The 18943-nt window shown below is 42.5% G+C and carries 6 protein-coding genes; 1 reads left to right on the forward strand and 5 read right to left on the reverse strand.

Annotated features, from left to right (window positions below):
• Positions 1 to 3: 3 nt before the first annotated feature.
• The 4 genes from QM818_RS01480 to QM818_RS01495 all read right to left on the reverse strand — a co-directional run bounded on the left by QM818_RS01480 (position 4) and on the right by QM818_RS01495 (position 6968).
• On the reverse strand, positions 4 to 1884 hold the full coding sequence (locus QM818_RS01480; RefSeq protein WP_414299823.1) for a beta-N-acetylhexosaminidase: 1881 nt from the start codon (positions 1882 to 1884) through the stop codon (positions 4 to 6).
• Positions 1878 to 2747 (reverse strand): ROK family protein, encoded by an 870-nt coding sequence (locus QM818_RS01485; protein ID WP_414299832.1) that lies wholly within the window; start codon positions 2745 to 2747, stop codon positions 1878 to 1880. The genes QM818_RS01480 and QM818_RS01485 overlap by 7 nt, the downstream gene beginning before the upstream one ends.
• An 83-nt stretch (positions 2748 to 2830) precedes the next feature.
• Positions 2831 to 5476, reverse strand: coding sequence for an alpha-mannosidase (locus QM818_RS01490; RefSeq protein WP_414299824.1), 2646 nt, complete (start codon positions 5474 to 5476; stop codon positions 2831 to 2833).
• Positions 5477 to 5687: 211 nt separating this feature from the next.
• Positions 5688 to 6968 carry a glycoside hydrolase family 125 protein gene (locus tag QM818_RS01495; RefSeq protein WP_261081268.1) on the reverse strand — a complete coding sequence of 427 codons (1281 nt, stop codon included), beginning with the start codon at positions 6966 to 6968 and terminating at the stop codon, positions 5688 to 5690.
• A gap of 170 nt (positions 6969 to 7138) precedes the next feature.
• Between QM818_RS01495 and QM818_RS01500 the strand changes: the two genes are divergently transcribed.
• Positions 7139 to 9235: a GH92 family glycosyl hydrolase gene (locus QM818_RS01500; protein ID WP_414299825.1), complete on the forward strand. Its 2097-nt coding sequence runs from the start codon at positions 7139 to 7141 to the stop codon at positions 9233 to 9235.
• Positions 9236 to 9348: 113 nt separating this feature from the next.
• Here QM818_RS01500 and QM818_RS01505 read toward each other — a convergent pair whose 3' ends face one another.
• Positions 9349 to 18810, reverse strand: coding sequence for a MiiA motif-containing surface protein (locus tag QM818_RS01505; RefSeq protein ID WP_414299826.1), 9462 nt, complete (start codon positions 18808 to 18810; stop codon positions 9349 to 9351).
• Positions 18811 to 18943: the final 133 nt, after the last annotated feature.

Consider the following 18943-nt stretch of genomic DNA (forward strand, 5'->3'; position numbering starts at 1 on the left):
GTATTAAGTTGTATAAATCGTCGAAGCTGTCGCAATGGTATGCCACTGGTTGGCTGTTGTGGCTACGAAGTCCTTATCTGCGTAAAAGTCAGTAAATGGTAAGATTTCCACTTCTAGCTCATCGATACGGTCCAGTTGACCAGCCAGATAAGCCTCGATACGGCTTTCTGCTCGCTTGATGCGTTGCAAGAGTCCGCCCATACGGATGTCAACCGTATCCAAGCCAAAGACCTTGTTTTCCTTCAACCATTGATGGCTAAAGAGGGCATGGAAGTCTTCAATTTGGCTTCTGAGTTCTGGTAATTCTTGTCTGGCAATTTCTTGCAGGCTTTCTTTATCATCCGCTTGATAAGCCTGACGAATGCGTCGTCCCACATCGACTTTGCTACTTAAAATGGCATTCAACTGGGCCTGAGTTTCAAAGAGATAGGCATAGTTGCCAGCTTTTTCTTTAATGTTAGCAAGCGTCTCAGCAGCCTGAGCGAAGTGCGGTTTGTCTTGTTCAGGTGTCATGTGCTGGTCAAGTATCGGACAGAGAACATCCTGATAAAAGACATAGCGGTTGGGATTGATGCCACTGAGATTGTCTGGTAGGTCTGGTAAAAGGTTGGCAAGGTCAATCTGCATAAAGTCCTCAACCGATAGACCTGTATTGGTTTTGAAGTGTGCAGACAAACGGTCTAAGTCATTGCGGTAGCAGAGTTCTGCCCAGATTTGCAAGCTTGGTAGGATAGAAAACTGAGCAGTTTCACCACCATTGTCTCCCCAACCAGTTACGATGACTTCTTTGATGTCATTCGCACGACAGGCTTTATTGGCTTCAAGAGCGATGAGACGGCTGAAATGGTTGTTGGGTGTGAAACCAATCCACTTCCAAGCACCTCCTGCAAAGGCAATATCTTGGCTAATCTTGTGGTGATTACGGAAGTTGCGATTGTATTTTTCCTCGCTATCCTGATAATAGTCCCAGTAAACCAAAGTTACTCGGTCTTTGAGACGGTCTAGGTAGACACGAGTTTCTTCTGGAATTTCCACATCACGGTCGTACTGGCCATCTGCTGACATAAGTTTGAAGAACATATCACTCCACATTTGGCAGTGGAAACCGTATTTGTCAGCAATATCCAGCACGCGCTCCAAATGTTGGCACATGAGGAGACTACGATCCACAACACCGTTGAGAATCAAGTAGCGTCCCAAACCAACCAAGTGGGCTTCGTCCATCCCAATATTGACCTTGCGAGTCTTCAGTTTAGATAGGGTAGCAAACATGCCATCAATCAGGTTATAAACCTTTTCTTCGCCAATAAGGAGAATGTCCTCTACATCACGGAGTTCTTGCACTTCCTTGACACCCCATTTGACGAAGGCAGACAAGTGGGCCAAGGTCTGGATACATGGCACAAAGGTCATATCAAACTGCTGGGCGTAGGCTTCGATTTCCTGCAACTCCTCAGCCGAGTAAGCTCCACGGAAATAGCCAAAGTAAGGCTGCCCCTCAATCTGGTAGGTGTCTTCCATGTAAAGTTCAAAGGTTGAATAGCCCATGAGAGCCAAGACCTCAATCATCTGCTTGGCAGAAGCCACATTCAACACTGCATTTCGAGAACAGTCTGCCATATAAGCCAACTCTTCATAAGCTGCTTGTTCTTCAATCTCTACTTTGTCACCTTCTGCTAGAACTGTTGCCAACAGGGACAAGGCACGATAAAGTTGGTGGGGTTTGCGGTAGGTCAATTGATAGTGACCACCCTCACCCTTGATAGAAATCGAGGCTTGGTCAGACTGAGCGACAGCTACCTCTACATCTGGTAGCGAAATGTGCTTTGTCAGCAAGTCGATTGCCTGAGTTTGTTTGGAACTAAGTCCTGTAAATCTTACCATTGATTTTCCTCCTGTAGCCAGTTGACAAGGGCACCGTAGAGATTGGAATCTGCATGATAGGTACAGGCTTGGATGACAGGTGCGATCGTGTATTCTTCGTAGGTTTCGACAAAGTTATCAACAGCCTTCTTAACACCTTGTATGAAATCTGGATTTTGACTGATAGAGCCACCCAGACTAATGACATCTGGATCAATCAGATACTGGATATTAAGCAAACCTTGCGCCAGATTGCGGTTCATGCGCTCAATAGCTTCTTGGCAAAGAGCATTCCCAGCTGTAGCCTCTTGGTAAATCTTGCGACCGTCCCAGTCAGTCTGACCAGATTTTTCAATCACATATCGCACCATATTTCCAGTTGACGCTAGTTGCGACCAGTTATTGAGCTTTTCAGCAGGGGCAAGGGTGGTCATGTAGCCAAATTCCCCACCCAGACCGTGGCGACCTCTATGAAGTCTACCATTGATAATCATGGCTCCGCCAATCCCTGTCCCAATCACGACACAAGCTGCATTTTCAAGTTCTGGATGAGCCAGTAATTCACTGAGTCCAACGCAGTTAGCATCATTTTCCAGATGGACAGGAATCTGATAAGAGCTAAGCGCCTCATACCAAGAAAATCCGTGAATGTAGGGCACCGCACTGAAGCCATCAATCACACCTGTCTCTTGATTGACCGCGCCTGGAACGCTCATAGCAATCCCGCTATAATCCTGCTCTGACAAGCGCTGGTCTAACCAAGCTAGTAAATCCTCCAAGTTTTCTGGTGTTGGGATACTTGTCTTATCTAGTATTTTCCCATCAGGAGTCAGACTGGCAAACTTAATCCCAGTCCCTCCGATATCAATCGTTGCAATGGTCATTGTTTTTACCATAAAAAGGGGCGAATCAGTAGTTAGTTCTTACCTTTTCGCCCCTCCTTTCTTTTTATGTTTACTTTTTGAAATTAAATTTCTTCTTTTTTGATGAATTCTGTACGAATCTCTTGTGGTGAAATGAGGCCTCTATGAACTGGGTATGGTCGTTCAAGTAGGTCAAGGAAGAGATGTTGACTTTCCGGTACACGTACATTTTCACTACACATATTGTAGTAACGAAGAACATAGCCTTCTTCATTTTCAGCTACCTTAAAGGCTGTTGGACAGATTTGCGGTATGCTGAGAACAGAATGGTTCAGGAGGCTACCAGTCGCAGCCACGCTTCCTTCTTGTTTAGCAAGCTGAAGGCTGGTAAATGGTGTCTGCAAGGCTTTAGCACGACGATAGGCTGAAAAGCGTTCTTGGGCTTGGTGGCATTCAAACGCAAACTCGACTTCAAACTCACGCAAGCATTGTGCTTCTGGTGTTGGGAAGTAACCCCAGTCACCTAGCTCACCTGATGCACGCAAAATAGTCACTGCAATGGTGTCGTCTCCAAGGATTTCGTATTCATTCAATCCCTTGTTGGATACAGTCACCCCTTTTTCATCGTCATACAGACTAACAAAGGCTTGTTGGTGTTGAGGATTTTCAGGATTTTCCCATGAAGCAGCTGGTTTGTTTGGTCGTGTCACCACCTCATAAATGCTTTCAGAATCATTGCTTGGACGCGTGTTGTGAGTCTTGACCAAGAGACGGATACGGTGGTCTTTGGCAGTGTTGGTAAAGCGAGTTTTAAAGCGGATTTGTGGATTATCAACGAAGATAGTCATCTCAGTTTCAAGAGGAATGCTTGTCAATTCTTCTGAACGTCCAGCTTCACGCTTCATAAACTCGATGATGCCTTTTTGCTCTTCTTCTAGCTTTTCATCTGCACTGACAGGCACAGTCAATTCATGTTTGAGCAAAATCTTAGCGTAGCGAGCTGTGTTTTCCAAGACCTCGTAGCCCTTAAGCTCTGCATAGATTGGCTCTGTTCCTTTTGGTTGGAAATAGATATACTCGTTTCCGATGTCACCACGATCTTCGAAGCGAATAAAATCTTCATAGGCTTCATGAGTTGTCTTATCATAGACTGTGATGTTGTCATCCACACTCACCGTTACAAATGGCGTATCAATCACTCCGTTTTGGTAAATACCGTCGCGGTGTTCTTGTTCTCCTTCCAGCAATTGGAAGGTTGTCCAAGAAAGTGGCGCTAGGTGAACTGGGATGGTCACGCGCACTTGACGAGCAATACGAGCTTGGCGGAACTTATCTTTTGGTAAATCATACTCAAAATTAGCCCCAAGGTCTTCGATTTTAGCCTCTACAGGACGACCATCCAAGTCCTCCACACGATAACTTGGCAAGGTAAGAGCAGCCATCTTCTTGTAACCTTCTGTTGGGTGCAATTCCTTGAAATCACAAGTCGCAACATCAATCACTGCGCTGACAGTATCGACCTTATCATGCAGGCCTGTGTTAATGACAGTAAAGAGATAGTCACTTTGAGCCTTAGCTGTAGCTATTTTGCCCTTCCACTCGTTAAGAAGATTGCTCTTAACAAAGTTTCCAACTTGGTGGACCTTGGCAAAACGAGTTTCCATCTCTCGGTGAACCTCGTCCACGCTACAGCCACAGATGCTATCATGCGGCGCATTCTGCAAAAGAGTTTTCCAAGCATAGGTCAACTGGTCCTTGTGGTTGTGGCCACCAGTTATAATAGTCAGTGGTTCTACAATTTGCTCTAGGAGGTTGCTATTTTCTTGGAAGGCTTGTTTGAGGTAAATGCGGGATGAAGAAGTGTTGGCAAGTGTGTACCAGCCATCTGTTTCCTGACTGGTCAGCTCACCTGTAACCGTTGATAACTGCTCTGGTAGGGCACTTTCCACGGCTTGAACATATTCATCAAAAGAACTATGAACAAAGGTTACATCTGGGAAGAGTTCATTTGCCACACGAATGGCTTCGCTCAGATTTTTCTGGACAGGCTGGTGGTCACAACCGTTCATCATCAACCATTGGTTGGTAGAAGCGTAGTCACGCACGTCTGCCAGTTTTTGTTTCCAGAAGGTCAAAGCCTCGTCTTTATCCACTGGAATTTCATTCCCATTACTGTACCAGTTGGCAAAGAGAATCCCGAGGACACGACTTCCGTCCGCACCCTGCCAGTACATTTCTGAAAACTGGGAAGTAAACTGCTCATCTTCGAGGACTTGGTTGTCAAATCCAATCGGCTTCACACCACGACCGAAAGCGGCCACGTGAATGCCTGATTTTTGAAGGATTTGAGGCGCTTGTCCCATATTTCCAAAGGTATCTGGGAAGTAACCAATCTGAGTGGATTTGCCCCACTTTGCAGCTTCCTGCTGACCAATCAAGGTATTGCGGACATTGGCTTCACTTGAAATCAAGTAATCATCCTGCAAGATATAGAAGGGACCAATTTTCAATTTTCCTTCGTCGATGTACTGTTGAACTTTGTCGCGATTTTCAGGACGAATCTCCAAGTAGTCATCAAGGACAATAGTTTGCCCGTCTAAATGGAAACTCTTGAACTCAGGGTCATTTTCAAAAAGATCAAAGAGATTGTCAAACAATTCCACCAACTGCATACGGTGGCTTTCAAAAGGCAAGTACCACTCACGGTCCCAGTGACTATGTGAGATAATATGTACAACAACATTTTCCATGAAGTAAAACCTCATTCTAAATTTAAATTTTTATTGTTAACGTTTTAAATGTAAATTTGTGATTCTGACAAGAATCAGTGAAGCGAAGGCGAGCTCCTTATACTCAATGAAAATCAAAGAGCAAACTAGGAAGCTAGCCGCAGGTTGCTCAAAGCACAGCTTTGAGGTTGCAGATAAAGCTGACGTGGTTTGAAGAGATTTTCGAAGAGTATTAACGGATATCCAAGTAATCCAAGACCAACTCACAAAACATCATGTTGGCCCAAGAGAACCATTCACGAGAGTAGAGCGTTGGATCATCCACGTGGAAGCTTTCGTGCATGACACCTGTACCACCATCGCAAGCAACCAGCTGATCTAACAAGAATTTCTTCTCTGCCTTATCTCTTGTTGTCAAACCTTGGATAGAAAGGGCAATGGGCCAGATATAGCGATAGAAGGTATGGGAACTTCCGAGGCCACTAGCGTATTCTCCTTGGTAGAAATATGGATTTTCAGGGCTCAAAATTGTACGACGAGTTGCTTGATAGACTTCGTCGTCAATGTCGCAGTAGCCCAGATAAGGTGCAGCCAACAGACTTGGTACATTTGGATCATCCATGACGCTGGCATTTCCTAGACCATCCACTTCAAAGGCGTAAATCTTTTCGCCCTTGCTGTTAGTAGTGTAGGCATAGTTTTCAATTCCTTCTTGGATTTCAGCACAAAGACGCTTGGCATCAGCAATAATACTCTCGTTATCAGCTAGGTTTAATGCTGCGAAGATCTCTTGCACATAACCCAAGACTACTACAGCAAACATATTTGACGGAATCAAGTAGCTATACTGGCAGCAGTCATCACTCGGACGAAAAGCTGACCAAGTCATACCTGTCACTGCAAAATCAGGTCCAAAGCCATCATTTACCAAGGTATCTTCCTTGCGGTCCGTATCTCGAACAAAACGATAAGGAGAGTTGTTATGGTCTTGTTCAACCGTCCAAAGATGGAGAATCTCCTTAGTCGCTGCGACAAAAGTCTCATCAAACTGACTAGTCTCGTCAGTCTCTTTCCAGAGGAGATAAGCCAACTGCAAAGGATAGCAAAGCGAGTCCACCTCGTACTTGCGTTCCCAAATCCAGCCATTAAGGTCGGTATGGTCTGTCTCGTGGTGACCCTTCCAGTTTTCCTCAATGTTGAAGGAATTGGCATAAGGATCCTTGAGTACCAAGGTCATCTGACGTTTGACCAAACCTGCAATAGTCTGACGCAGGAGGGCATCTCTTTTAGCCACATGAAGGTAGGGTCTGAGTTGGGCTGTCGAATCTCGAAGCCACATAGCAGGAATATCACCAGTGAGTACAAAGGTTGAACCATCTTCTAAGATTTCAACCGTATTGTCCAAGGTGTCTGTATAGCAACGCTCGAAAACATCCACCCACTCTGGATGGTCCTTAGCCCGCTCTGCCACTTCATCTAGCCACTCTCTAACAATTTCTTTTGAATAAATCATCGTGCAGTATCCTCTTTCAAACAAGTTTCATTTTCAGTATATAGCTTTTGAGACAGAAAATACATACACAAATGATAGTCATTTTTCTACAAAATAGTTATCTTTGAAACTCCTTTTCTAAAGGTTATCTCTTTCTGATATAATGTAGAAAAACAGCTAAAGGAAAGACTATGAAACCACTACTTGAAACTATCGATACCCGCTTTGGAACTGCCAGCAAGCATGCCTTTTCTCGGGGAAATACCCTGCCATACACAGGCGTGCCTTTTGGGATGAATTACTTTGTACCCCAGACCAGTGACCAGGAGGGCTCTTGGTTTTTCGATCCGCATCTGCCTATCTTTCAGGGGATTCGACTAACCCACCAACCAAGTCCTTGGATTGGGGACTACTCTTGGATCCTTCTGACACCTGTCACAGGTCAACTGGGTGGAGACAGCCTCTTTCACCGCCAGTCTTCCTATGACATAGATAAGACCTCTTTCAAACCTCATTATCTGAAGATTTTCTCCCTGCGCTATCAGATTGAAAGCCAGCTCACACCGACTTGCTACGGTGCTTCTATTCGTTTGGAACAAAAGCAAGGCAAAGCCCTCTCCCTCTATCTTCACGCAGGAGATGAACTGACCGTAGAGCAAGTAGATAAGCGAACGCTTGCCCTACGACAAGAAGGGAAAACTGAGACCAACAAAAATCCACTAACTATGTTCACTACCTTGCAAATGAATACGGATATTCTTGCTATCAGCCAAGAAGGCGAAGACTGGCGAATTGACTTAGCAGATAGCCATGCTGAGATTCAGCTAGCAACTTCTTTCATCTCTCCTTCTCAAGCTCTAATCAATCTACCTCAAGAAGATTTTGATAACTGTAAAGCAAATGCTCAAGCGGATTGGGAAAATCTACTCCATCGTTTTGACGTTATAGAGACAGGAGAGGCTGACCGAACCTTTTTTGACCACTGCCTCTACAGACTCTTCCTCTTTCCCCAGACTTTTTATGAGGTTGATAAATCAGGGCAAGCCATCCACATGGATCTGGCTACTGGCACTATCAAGCCCGGTGTACTCTTTAGCAACAATGGTTTCTGGGATACCTTCCGCACCACTTTCCCCCTCTTTGCCCTTGTCATACCAGAGCATTATCGTCTCTTTTTAGAAGGCTTCCTCAATAGCTACCGCGATACTGGATTCCTTCCAAAGTGGCTGGCTCCAGATGAACGTGGCATGATGCCTGGTACCCTTTTAGATGGTATTATCGCAGATAGCTCCTGCAAGGATATGGCTCCCGACTTGGAAGCAGAACTCCTCCAAGCTATGCTTGAAACAGCCACCAAGTTCGACCCTCTCGGCATCAATGGCCGCCACGGACTAACCCAATACCAAGAGCTGGGCTACCTCTCTACCGACCACCACGAAAGCGTCAGCCATACCCTAGACTATACCTATAGTGACTTTTGTATCGCTCGCTGTGCCGAGAAACTAGGGAAAATAGAAATCGCTGAAACCTACAAGGTCGCATCACAAAATTACCACCATCTATTTGATGCTGAAACGGGCTACATGCGAGCGCGTGATAGTCAAGGAAACTTCCGACCTGACTTTTCTCCTTATAGTTGGGGACGTGATTATGCCGAATGTTCTGCCATCCAAGCAACTTTAGGCGTTCTCCAGGACATCCCAGATTTAATCCAACTTATGGGTGGAAAAGAAGCCTTCAGCAACTATCTTTTGAAAACCTGTCAAGATGTTCCCCTCTTTGAGACGACAGGCTATGGTTACGAGATTCACGAAATGAGCGAAATGGCTACTGCTCCTTTTGGACAACTCGCTATTTCCAACCAACCGGGCTTCCATATTCCTTATCTCTTCCGTTACAGCAACTACCCTGACTACACTGCCCTTCTCATCAAGACTCTCCGTCAGAAAGCCTTTCATCCAAGCTGGCAAGCCTATCCTGGCGATGAAGACAATGGTAGTCTCTCTGCTTGGTACATCTGGTCAGCTCTCGGATTCTATCCAACCTGTCCAGGCAAGCCCAGCTATGATCTCGGAATCCCTCTCTTTGACCACCTCCGTATTTACCTAGCTAAAGAAAATAAATGGCTAGATATTCATACTGAGCAAAACCACAGCCATTTTAACTTTGTAAAAGAATGCCGACTGGACAAAGACCTAGTATCAACTATTCAACACCAAGACCTCTTGAAAGCTGATCAGCTAACCTTCACCCTTAGCTGGTTGCCAAGTCATCCGTCCACTTCCTGAAATACAAAAATCTCCTAGCAGGCTTTCCTGCTAGGAGATTTTCTTATGAGAGGTACTTGTTTAAGCTTTGAAAATCGGATTTATCATCTGATGTTTATCAAACAATCTACCAATTAAGCTTCTTCGTCTTCTTTACGACGACGGCCTGCAAGACCAAGACCAAGTAATGCACTTGCGGCAGCTGCTACCATAGCTACAGTAGAATCTGCTGTACCTGTATTCGGCAACTCTTTAGCTGCTTTACGCGCGTTTGTTGCTGCTTCTTGGCTAGCATTAGCTGCTGCTTGAGTTGTAGCTGGAGCTACAGCTGGTGTTTGAGCAGCTTGGTCGTTAGTTGGAGTTGCATGATCAGTTGATGGAGCAACTTTCGCTATGAAGTCTTCAATACGTTTAACCATTGCATCTACTTCTGCTTGACTTGCGTCTGCATTAGCAAATACTTTCTTAGCGTCTGCTAACAAGTCATTCGCTTCTTTTGCAGTTTCTGCATCAAGTTTAGCTGATTCTTTGATGATTAATTCATCTAATTGACGAATAGCGCCTTCTAACTTAGCTTTATCCACTTTCACATCTGTGCTAGTTGTTCCGTTGTTGCCAGAAGTTCCATTTCCACCATTGTTTGGAGCTGAAGGACGTTGTTTAAAGATATCTTCAGCGGCAATTGCTAAAACTTTACCATCTTTAGTTACAACAGTTGCATTTCCTGCTTTGTCGAAGATAACTTCTACCACATCAGCATTTGCTCCTTTAATCTTAGCTTTTGCAGCTTCTTTTTCTGCATCCGTTAAGTTATTGAAGTCCGCTACTGTTTCTTTTTCGAAGTCAAGGTTGATGTTATCTCCGCTATTCTTAGCTGTTACATCACTTGCTGTTTTCACTAATTGGTCTTTTGCAATTGACACTGTGTTTCCATCTAATGTTACTGTTGCGTTACCTTTATCGTCTACGACTACAGTCGCTCCTGGATTTACTGCTTCAATTGCTTTCTTAACTGCTGCTTTTTCAGCATCTGTTAATTTTTCCTTATCAGCTACTAATGTGCGAATAGCAGGAGTTTTAACAGCTGTATTCTTAGCTGCATCTACCAAATCATCTGCTGGAATGACTAGGTCTAAAGCTGGAATGTTAAGAACTGTACCATCACCTTTAGCTACTGTTGCATTACCCTTATCGTCCACTACTACAGTTGAACCTGGGTTGACTGCTTTAACCTTATCTTCGATGGCTTTCTTCTCAGCGTCTGTAAGTTTATCTGGGTTAGCTACTACAGTTTTAGCTGATGGTGTATTTACATCATTACCTGCATTTTCTTTAGTGATATCATCTTGTGTTTTCACTAAATCAGTTGCTGGAATGACCGCTGTCTTACCTTCCGGAGTTGTAACTGTTGCGTTGCCCTTATCGTCTACTACTACAGTCGCTCCTGGATTTACTGCTTTAACCTTATCTTCGATCGCTTTCTTCTCAGCATCTGTAAGTTTGTCTGGGTTAGCTACTACAGTTTTAGCTGATGGTGTATTCACATCGTTACCTGCATTTGGTTTAGCTGCATCCGCTTCTGACTTAGTCAAGTCTGACGCTGGAATGACTGCTGTCTTACCTGCTGGAGTTGTAACTGTCGCGTTTCCTTTATCGTCCACTACTACAGTTGAACCTGGATTTACTGCTTTAACCTTATCTTCGATCGCTTTCTTCTCAGCGTCTGTAAGTTTGTCTGGATTTGCGACTACTGTCTTATCCGCTGGTTTAACGATGTCGTTACCTGCGTTTGGTTTAGCTGCATCTGCTGCTGACTTAGTCAAGTCTGACGCTGGAATTACAGCTGTCTTACCTTCTGGAGTTGTAACTGTAGCATTGCCTTTATCGTCTACTACTACAGTCGAACCTGGATTTACAGCTTTAACCTTGTCTTCGATGGCTTTCTTCTCAGCATCTGTAAGTTTTTCTGGGTTCGCTACCACAGTCTTATCTGCTGGTTTAACCACATCGTTACCTGCATTTGGCTTAGCTGCGTCTGCTGCTGACTTAGTCAAGTCTGTTGATGGGATAACCGCTGTCTTACCTTCTGGCGTTGTGACTGTCGCGTTTCCTTTATCGTCCACTACTACAGTTGAACCTGGATTTACTGCTTTAACCTTATCTTCGATCGCTTTCTTCTCTTCTGGAGTTAACGCATCTGGATTCGCTACTACTGTCTTATCCGCTGGTTTAACGATGTCATTACCTGCGTTTGGTTTAGCTGCATCTGCTGCTGACTTAGTCAAATCTGTAGCTGGAATAACGGCTGTCTTACCTTCTGGAGTTGTGACTGTAGCATTTCCTTTGTCGTCTACGACTACAGTTGAACCTGGATTTACTGCTTTAACCTTATCTTCGATTGCTTTCTTCTCTTCTGGAGTGAGAGCATCTGGATTTGCTACTACAGTTTTGTCCGCTGGTTTAACGATGTCGTTGCCTGCGTTTGGTTTAGCTGCATCTGCTGCTGACTTAGTCAAATCTGTAGCTGGAATAACGGCTGTCTTACCTTCTGGAGTTGTGACTGTAGCATTTCCTTTGTCGTCTACGACTACAGTTGAACCTGGATTTACTGCTTTAACCTTATCTTCGATTGCTTTCTTCTCTTCTGGAGTGAGAGCATCTGGATTTGCGACTACTGTCTTATCCGCTGGTTTAACGATGTCATCACCTGCATTTGGTTTAGCTGCGTCTGCTGCTGACTTAGTCAAGTCTGTTGATGGGATAACCGCTGTCTTACCTTCTGGCGTTGTGACTGTCGCATTGCCTTTATCGTCCACTACTACAGTTGAACCTGGGTTGACTGCTTTAACCTTATCTTCGATTGCTTTCTTCTCTTCTGGAGTGAGAGCATCTGGATTCGCTACTACTGTCTTATCCGCTGGTTTAACGATGTCATTACCTGCGTTTGGTTTAGCTGCATCTGCTGCTGACTTAGTCAAATCTGTAGCTGGAATAACGGCTGTCTTACCTTCTGGAGTTGTGACTGTAGCATTTCCTTTGTCGTCTACGACTACAGTTGAACCTGGATTTACTGCTTTAACCTTATCTTCGATTGCTTTCTTCTCTTCTGGAGTGAGAGCATCTGGATTTGCGACTACTGTCTTATCCGCTGGTTTAACGATGTCATCACCTGCGTTTGGTTTAGCTGCGTCTGCTGCTGACTTAGTCAAGTCTGACGCTGGGATAACCGCTGTCTTACCTCCTGGAGTTGTAACTGTCGCATTGCCTTTATCGTCCACTACTACAGTTGAACCTGGGTTGACTGCTTTAACCTTATCTTCAATGGCTTTCTTCTCAGAGTCTGTAAGTTTGTCTGGGTTAGCAACTACAGTTTTGTCCGCTGGTTTAACGATGTCATCACCTGCATTTGGTTTAGCTGCGTCTGCTGCTGACTTAGTCAAGTCTGACGCTGGGATAACCGCTGTCTTACCTTCTGGCGTTGTGACTGTGGCATTACCTTTATCGTCCACTACTACAGTTGAACCTGGATTTACTGCTTTAACCTTATCTTCGATCGCTTTCTTCTCAGCGTCTGTAAGTTTGTCTGGGTTAGCAACTACAGTTTTGTCCGCTGATTTAACGATGTCGTTGCCTGCGTTTGGTTTAGTTGCGTCTTCTGGTGATTTAACTAAGTCTGTCGCTGGAATGACCGCTGTCTTACCTGCTGGTGTTGTAACTGTCGCGTTTCCTTTATCGTCTACGACTACAGTTGAACCTGGGTTGACTGCTTTAACTTTATCTTCGATCGCTTTCTTCTCAGCATCTGTAAGTTTGTCTGGGTTAGCTACTACAGTTTTGTCCGCTGGTTTAACGATATCATTGCCTGCGTTTGGTTTAGCTGCATCCGCTGCTGATTTTGTTAAGTCAGAAGCTGGAATTACTGCTGTCTTACCTTCTGGAGTTGTAACTGTCGCGTTTCCTTTGTCATCTACAACTACTGTCGCATCTGGGTTAACGGCTTTAACCTTATCTTCAATCGCTTTCTTCTCAGCATCTGTAAGTTTGTCTGGGTTAGCTACTACAGTTTTGTCCGCTGGTTTAACGATATCATTGCCTGCGTTTGGTTTAGCTACATCCGCTTCTGACTTAGTCAAGTCTGACGCTGGAATTACCGCTGTCTTACCTTCTGGAGTTGTAACTGTCGCGTTTCCTTTATCGTCCACTACTACAGTTGAACCTGGGGTGACTGCTTTAACCTTATCTTCGATGGCTTTCTTCTCAGCATCTGTAAGTTTGTCTGGGTTAGCAACTACAGTTTTGTCCGCTGGTTTAACGATGTCATCACCTGCGTTTGGTTTAGCTGCGTCTGCTGCTGACTTAGTCAAGTCTGACGCTGGAATTACTGCTGTCTTACCTTCTGGAGTTGTAACTGTCGCGTTTCCTTTATCGTCTACGACTACAGTCGCTCCTGGATTTACTGCTTTAACCTTATCTTCGATAGCTTTCTTCTCTTCTGGAGTTAACGCATCTGGATTTGCTACTACTGTCTTATCTGCTGGTTTAACGATGTCGTTACCTGCATTTGGTTTAGCTGCGTCTGCTGCTGACTTAGTCAAGTCTGACGCTGGAATTACCGCTGTCTTACCTTCTGGAGTTGTAACTGTCGCATTGCCTTTATCGTCCACTACTACAGTTGAACCTGGATTTACTGCTTTAACCTTATCTTCGATCGCTTTCTTCTCAGCGTCTGTAAGTTTATCTGGGTTAGCTACTACAGTTTTGTCCGCTGGTTTAACAATATCATTGCCTGCGTTTGGTTTAGCTGCATCCGCTTCTGACTTAGTCAAGTCTGACGCTGGAATTACCGCTGTCTTACCTTCCGGAGTTGTAACTGTCGCGTTTCCTTTATCGTCCACTACTACAGTTGAACCTGGGTTGACTGCTTTAACCTTATCTTCAATCGCTTTCTTCTCAGCATCTGTAAGTTTGTCTGGGTTAGCTACTACAGTTTTGTCCGCTGGTTTAACGATATCATTGCCTGCATTTGGTTTCTTAGTATCTTCAACAGTACGTACTAAGTCTTCTACAGGAATCACTTGTGTTTGACCATCTGGAGTTGAAACTTTAGCATTTCCTTTGTCATCAACTACTACAATTGAATTTGGATTTACAGCTTCAACTGCTGCTTTAATTTTCTCCTTCTCAGCATCTGTCAACTTAGCTGGATCATTTACGACTACTTTATCAGCTGGTTTAACTACGTCGTTTCCTGCTTTTGGATCATTTGCTGTATCAGCAGTTTTCACTACTTGTTCAGGAGTGATTATTTCCTGGTGACCATCTGGAGTTGTAACAGTAATATTTCCATCTGCATCTTGAGTAATTTCTTTAGCATCTGGATTTACTTTCTTAACAGCTTCTAAGACCTTAGCTTTTTCAGCATCTGTTAAAGCACTTGGATCATTTACAAGAACTTTATCAGCCGGAATATTTACTTCACCTACAGCTTTAATAGCCGCTTTATCTGACTCTTCAATTCCGTTAACCGCTTCTGCTGTTGTAGCTTTATCAACAGATTTCTTAGCTTGTTCTGCAATCTTATCTACTTGAGCTTTAAGATCTTCTTTAGCTTTAGGAGTCAAATCGTCACGAGCATCGATTGCTGCTTTTTTAGCTGTTGCTTCGTCATCAATTGCTTTACGAGCGTTTGGTTTATCTTCTACAACTGGTACAGATTTTTCAATTTCACCTTCAGCTTCTTTTTGCAGTTGCTTAACTTCTGCATCTGTTCCAGCTTTATCGATTTCTTCTTTAGCTTCATCTGCTAGAGCTTTGGCTGCATCTGCTACAACTTTCTTCTCATCATCTGTAGCATCTGGAGTGTTAGCAATAGCTTCCAATTGTTTTGCTAATTTATCTTCGATTGCTTTCTTGGCTGCTGGTTTAGATTTGGCTTCTGGATTTACAGCTGCAACTTCATCTACACCTGTTTTCTTAGCTGCATCTACTGCATCTTGAGCTGTTTTAGCTGCTGTTGGTGTAGTTGCTGCATCAGGTTGCTCATTGATTTTCGCTAATTGTGCATCAGCTTTATCTTTCGCTTCATTCTTAGCTGCTATTTTTTCTTCATCAGTTAAGTCTGTACGAGCATCTATTTCTTTATTTTTAGCTGTTAACGCATCATTAATTGCTTTCTTAGCTTCTGCTTTTGCTACTGGAGTTACATTTGCAACTGCTGTAGTTCCATCTGCTTTAGCTTTATCAACTGCTGCATTTGTAGTTGCTGCATCAACAGCACCTTTAGCTACGTCTGCTTGCGCTTTTGCTACTTCTTTAGCTTTAGTTTTCTCTTCTGGAGTTAAATCTGTACGATCATCGATTTCTTGGTTTTTAGCTTCTAACGCTTTATCGATTGCTTTTTTAGCTTCAGTTTTCTTAGCTGCTTCTGGATTCACAGCTTTAACATCTGCTACACCTTTATCTTTTGCTGCATCTACTGCTTTTTGAGCTTCTGCTGCTTTTTCTGGTGTATCAGCATTATCAGGTTGAGCATTAATTTTTGCTAATTCAGAATCTGCTAGTTTCTTAGCTTCAGCTTTTGCTGCTGTTTTTTCTTCATCGGTTAAGTCTGTACGTTTATCAATTTCAGAATTTTTATCTTCTAATTCTTTCGCAATTGCTTTCTTAGCTTCTTCTTTTGCTACTGGATTTACAGCTTTAACGTCTGCTACACCTTTATCTTTAGCATCATTTACTGCTGTTTGAGCTGTTGCTGCTGCTTCTGGTGTATCAGCATTATCAGGTTGAGCATTAATTTTTGCTAATTCAGAATCTGCTAATTTCTTAGCTTCTGCCTTAGCATCATCTTTTTCTTTTTGGCTTAAATCTTGACGGTTATCAAGTTCAGTATTTTTAGCTGTTAACTCATCAGTGATTGCTTTCTTAGCCGCTGCTTTTGCTACCGGATTTACTTTTCCAATTGCTGTTGTCGCTTCGTTTTGTGCATCTTCTACTGCTATGTTAGTCGTTGCATTATCAATTTTAGTTGTTGCCGCTGTTGCTGCATCATTAGCTTTAGCAATCGCTGCTGTTTTTTCATCATCTGTTAAGTTTGGATTTGCTTTAATAGCATCTGCTTTAGCTTTACGAGCTGCTTCGATTGCTGCTTTAGCATCTGCTTTTTTCGAAACTACAGGATTATGACTTGCAATTGCTGTAGTCCCATTATTTTGAGCTTCATTCAATGCCTCTTTAGTCGTTACATTTGCATCATTAATTGCTGTCAATGCTTTTTCTTTATCAGCATTTACTTTAGCAACTGCTGCTGCTTTTTCTTCATCAGTAGCATTTGGGGTTGAGTTAATTGCTGAAATTTTCTCAGTTGCTGCTGTGTTTACTGCATCGATAGCAGGTTGCTTATCTAAAGTTACAAATTCTGATAATGGTTTTTTATCTGTAGATCCATCTGTGTATGTTACTACTAATTCATTGTTAGCATTTTTAGTAATCGATTGAATTTTTGTCTCTTGATTATCAACAGATTGACCACGTTTACTTAATAAGTTTTTATCTGGGTTTGTAGTTGAATACTCAAGTTTTACTTTTTCTTTAATTTTTTCAAACTCTTTATCCGTTACAGCTGAAGGATTCTCAACACTTACTTTGTCAGCTTCGGTAGGTGCTTTTACATCATATTTTCTTGTTTGTGCTTTTAACACAAGAGTAAATGCCCCTGGGTCAGTTGCATATGAATTTCCAACTGCTGTATTCTCAATAATCGCATCATCAAGGTCAGTCGCTGTAGCATAACGAGTTACTATACGATACTCACCTTTTTCATCAGTTGGGAATTTAGATGCTGTTAATCCTGGAGTTTCTTTTGTCATTTTCCCTGTAATTTTTACAATTGCAGGTGTAGCTGTTTCAGCATTAATTTGTGTGAATTGTGTATTATACTCATTATTAATGATATTTGGTTCTGCACTATCTACTGGTGATAATGCTTTATTTCCACCCTGTTTAATAGTTGCAAACTTAATTTTTCCTGAATCATCATTATACTTAAGATCTACATCGATATCTTCATTAGCATATACATAAATATCTTTTTTACCTTCTACAGAGAATGGAATTTCTACCGTTGGAGCTGCGTTTACACGTGCTACATTTGCAACTGGAGTAGTATCTACTGAGTCGTCATTATAGGTAACAGTAACTGTTCCATCTGCAACAGCGACGTCTTTCACTACTGAAGATCTATCTGCTAAGACTTCCCCTTTGTGAGACGCTAGTCGAGCATCTTGCGTTGTTGCAGTATCAGAATATTGAATCTTGATTTTCTCTTTGATTTTAGTAATATCAGTTGGAGTTAAGTTATTAATATCTGCAACAGGAACTTTATTCTCCTCTGTTACTGGTTGAATATCGTATTTATATGTTTGAGATTTAACAACTAAGTTAAACGCACCAGGAGCATTTAAGTTGCTACCTCCAGGTAGTTTATTACCAGCAGAATCTTCAAGTTCTAAATATCTTGCTCCTAATACTGCTCGTTGGTTTTCAGCTTTCGTATAATCTTTAATCCCTTTAAAGGTATCGTTTGGTTTACCAGTAATTTTAATTTTTACTGGACCTGGAGTATCGCTTAGTGTTTGATGATAACTCCATCCATAACCGTCTATTTCAACTTCTTCTTCGGGAGGCATAGTTCCTCTTTTGTATTTTGTATAAGCTATCGCTTGATCACTTTTCGATTTTAGTACGAACTGACCACTTCCAGCTTTAACTGTTGCTCTTTTGATATTTCCAGCTGTTGAGTTAACTGTAATATTGACATCTGCGTCTTCTTCATTATAAAGGTAAATTTCTTTTCCATTAGAATATTCCATAGAATAAGTAAAGGTACCCTGAGTTGCAGTTGTCTCAGCTCTAAACGCATTATCTTTATCTAATACTTTACCGTTACGTTCGTCTTTTGAACCGGTGTTTTCGATTGAGTTAGAGTCAGGTTTTTTCTCAGTGTTTTCAGCTGACTTACCTACAGTTTCTTTGCCTTCAGTTGTATCTACTGCTGGAGTTTCTTTTTTCTCTGTTGGTTTATTTTTTAATTTAGTGTTAGCTGTAGTTACAAGTTTATTGTAAGCTTTTGTGATTTCAGCTTGAGTAGTTGCATTCGATAATGTAGCTTTTGCAGCCTCTAAGTCAGCTTTTAATACTGCAACACTTTCTTCAGTTTTGTTATCGTAAGAACCGTTAGAAAGTTTTGTTTCAATTTCTGAAATGTAGCTTTCAAGTTGGGTCTTATCCAAAGTTGGAGTAACTACTTCTTCTGATTTAGCAGGAGCTTCCGCTACAACTGTATTGTCTACTTGTTTTGTAGTATCCTCCTGAACATTATCTGAGCCAGTATTTTCTTCAGTTGGTTTAACTTTAATCTCTGATGTATCTTGCGGTTGAACAGCAGTCATATCAGCTGATACTGCTCCGTTCCCTAAGAACATGAAAAGAGCAGCAACGGCCACACTAGCTGCACCAAAGCTGTATTTACGAATAGAGTAACGTGTCACCTTTTCACGGTGCAGACGTTCAACACGACTCATAGATGGTTTGTTTTCCATTATTTTCTCCTTTTGTGAGATTAATTGATTTGATTTCCACATGACACCTGCATACAGAAATCTACAATTTACATTGTAACTTATTTTTAATATATATATGCAAATGATTTGAATTGAAATTTTCGCAAAAAAA

Origin of the sequence: Streptococcus mitis, from assembly GCF_047464035.1 — a bacterium.
In the GTDB taxonomy this organism is placed as follows: Bacteria; Bacillota; Bacilli; order Lactobacillales; family Streptococcaceae; genus Streptococcus; species Streptococcus mitis_DX.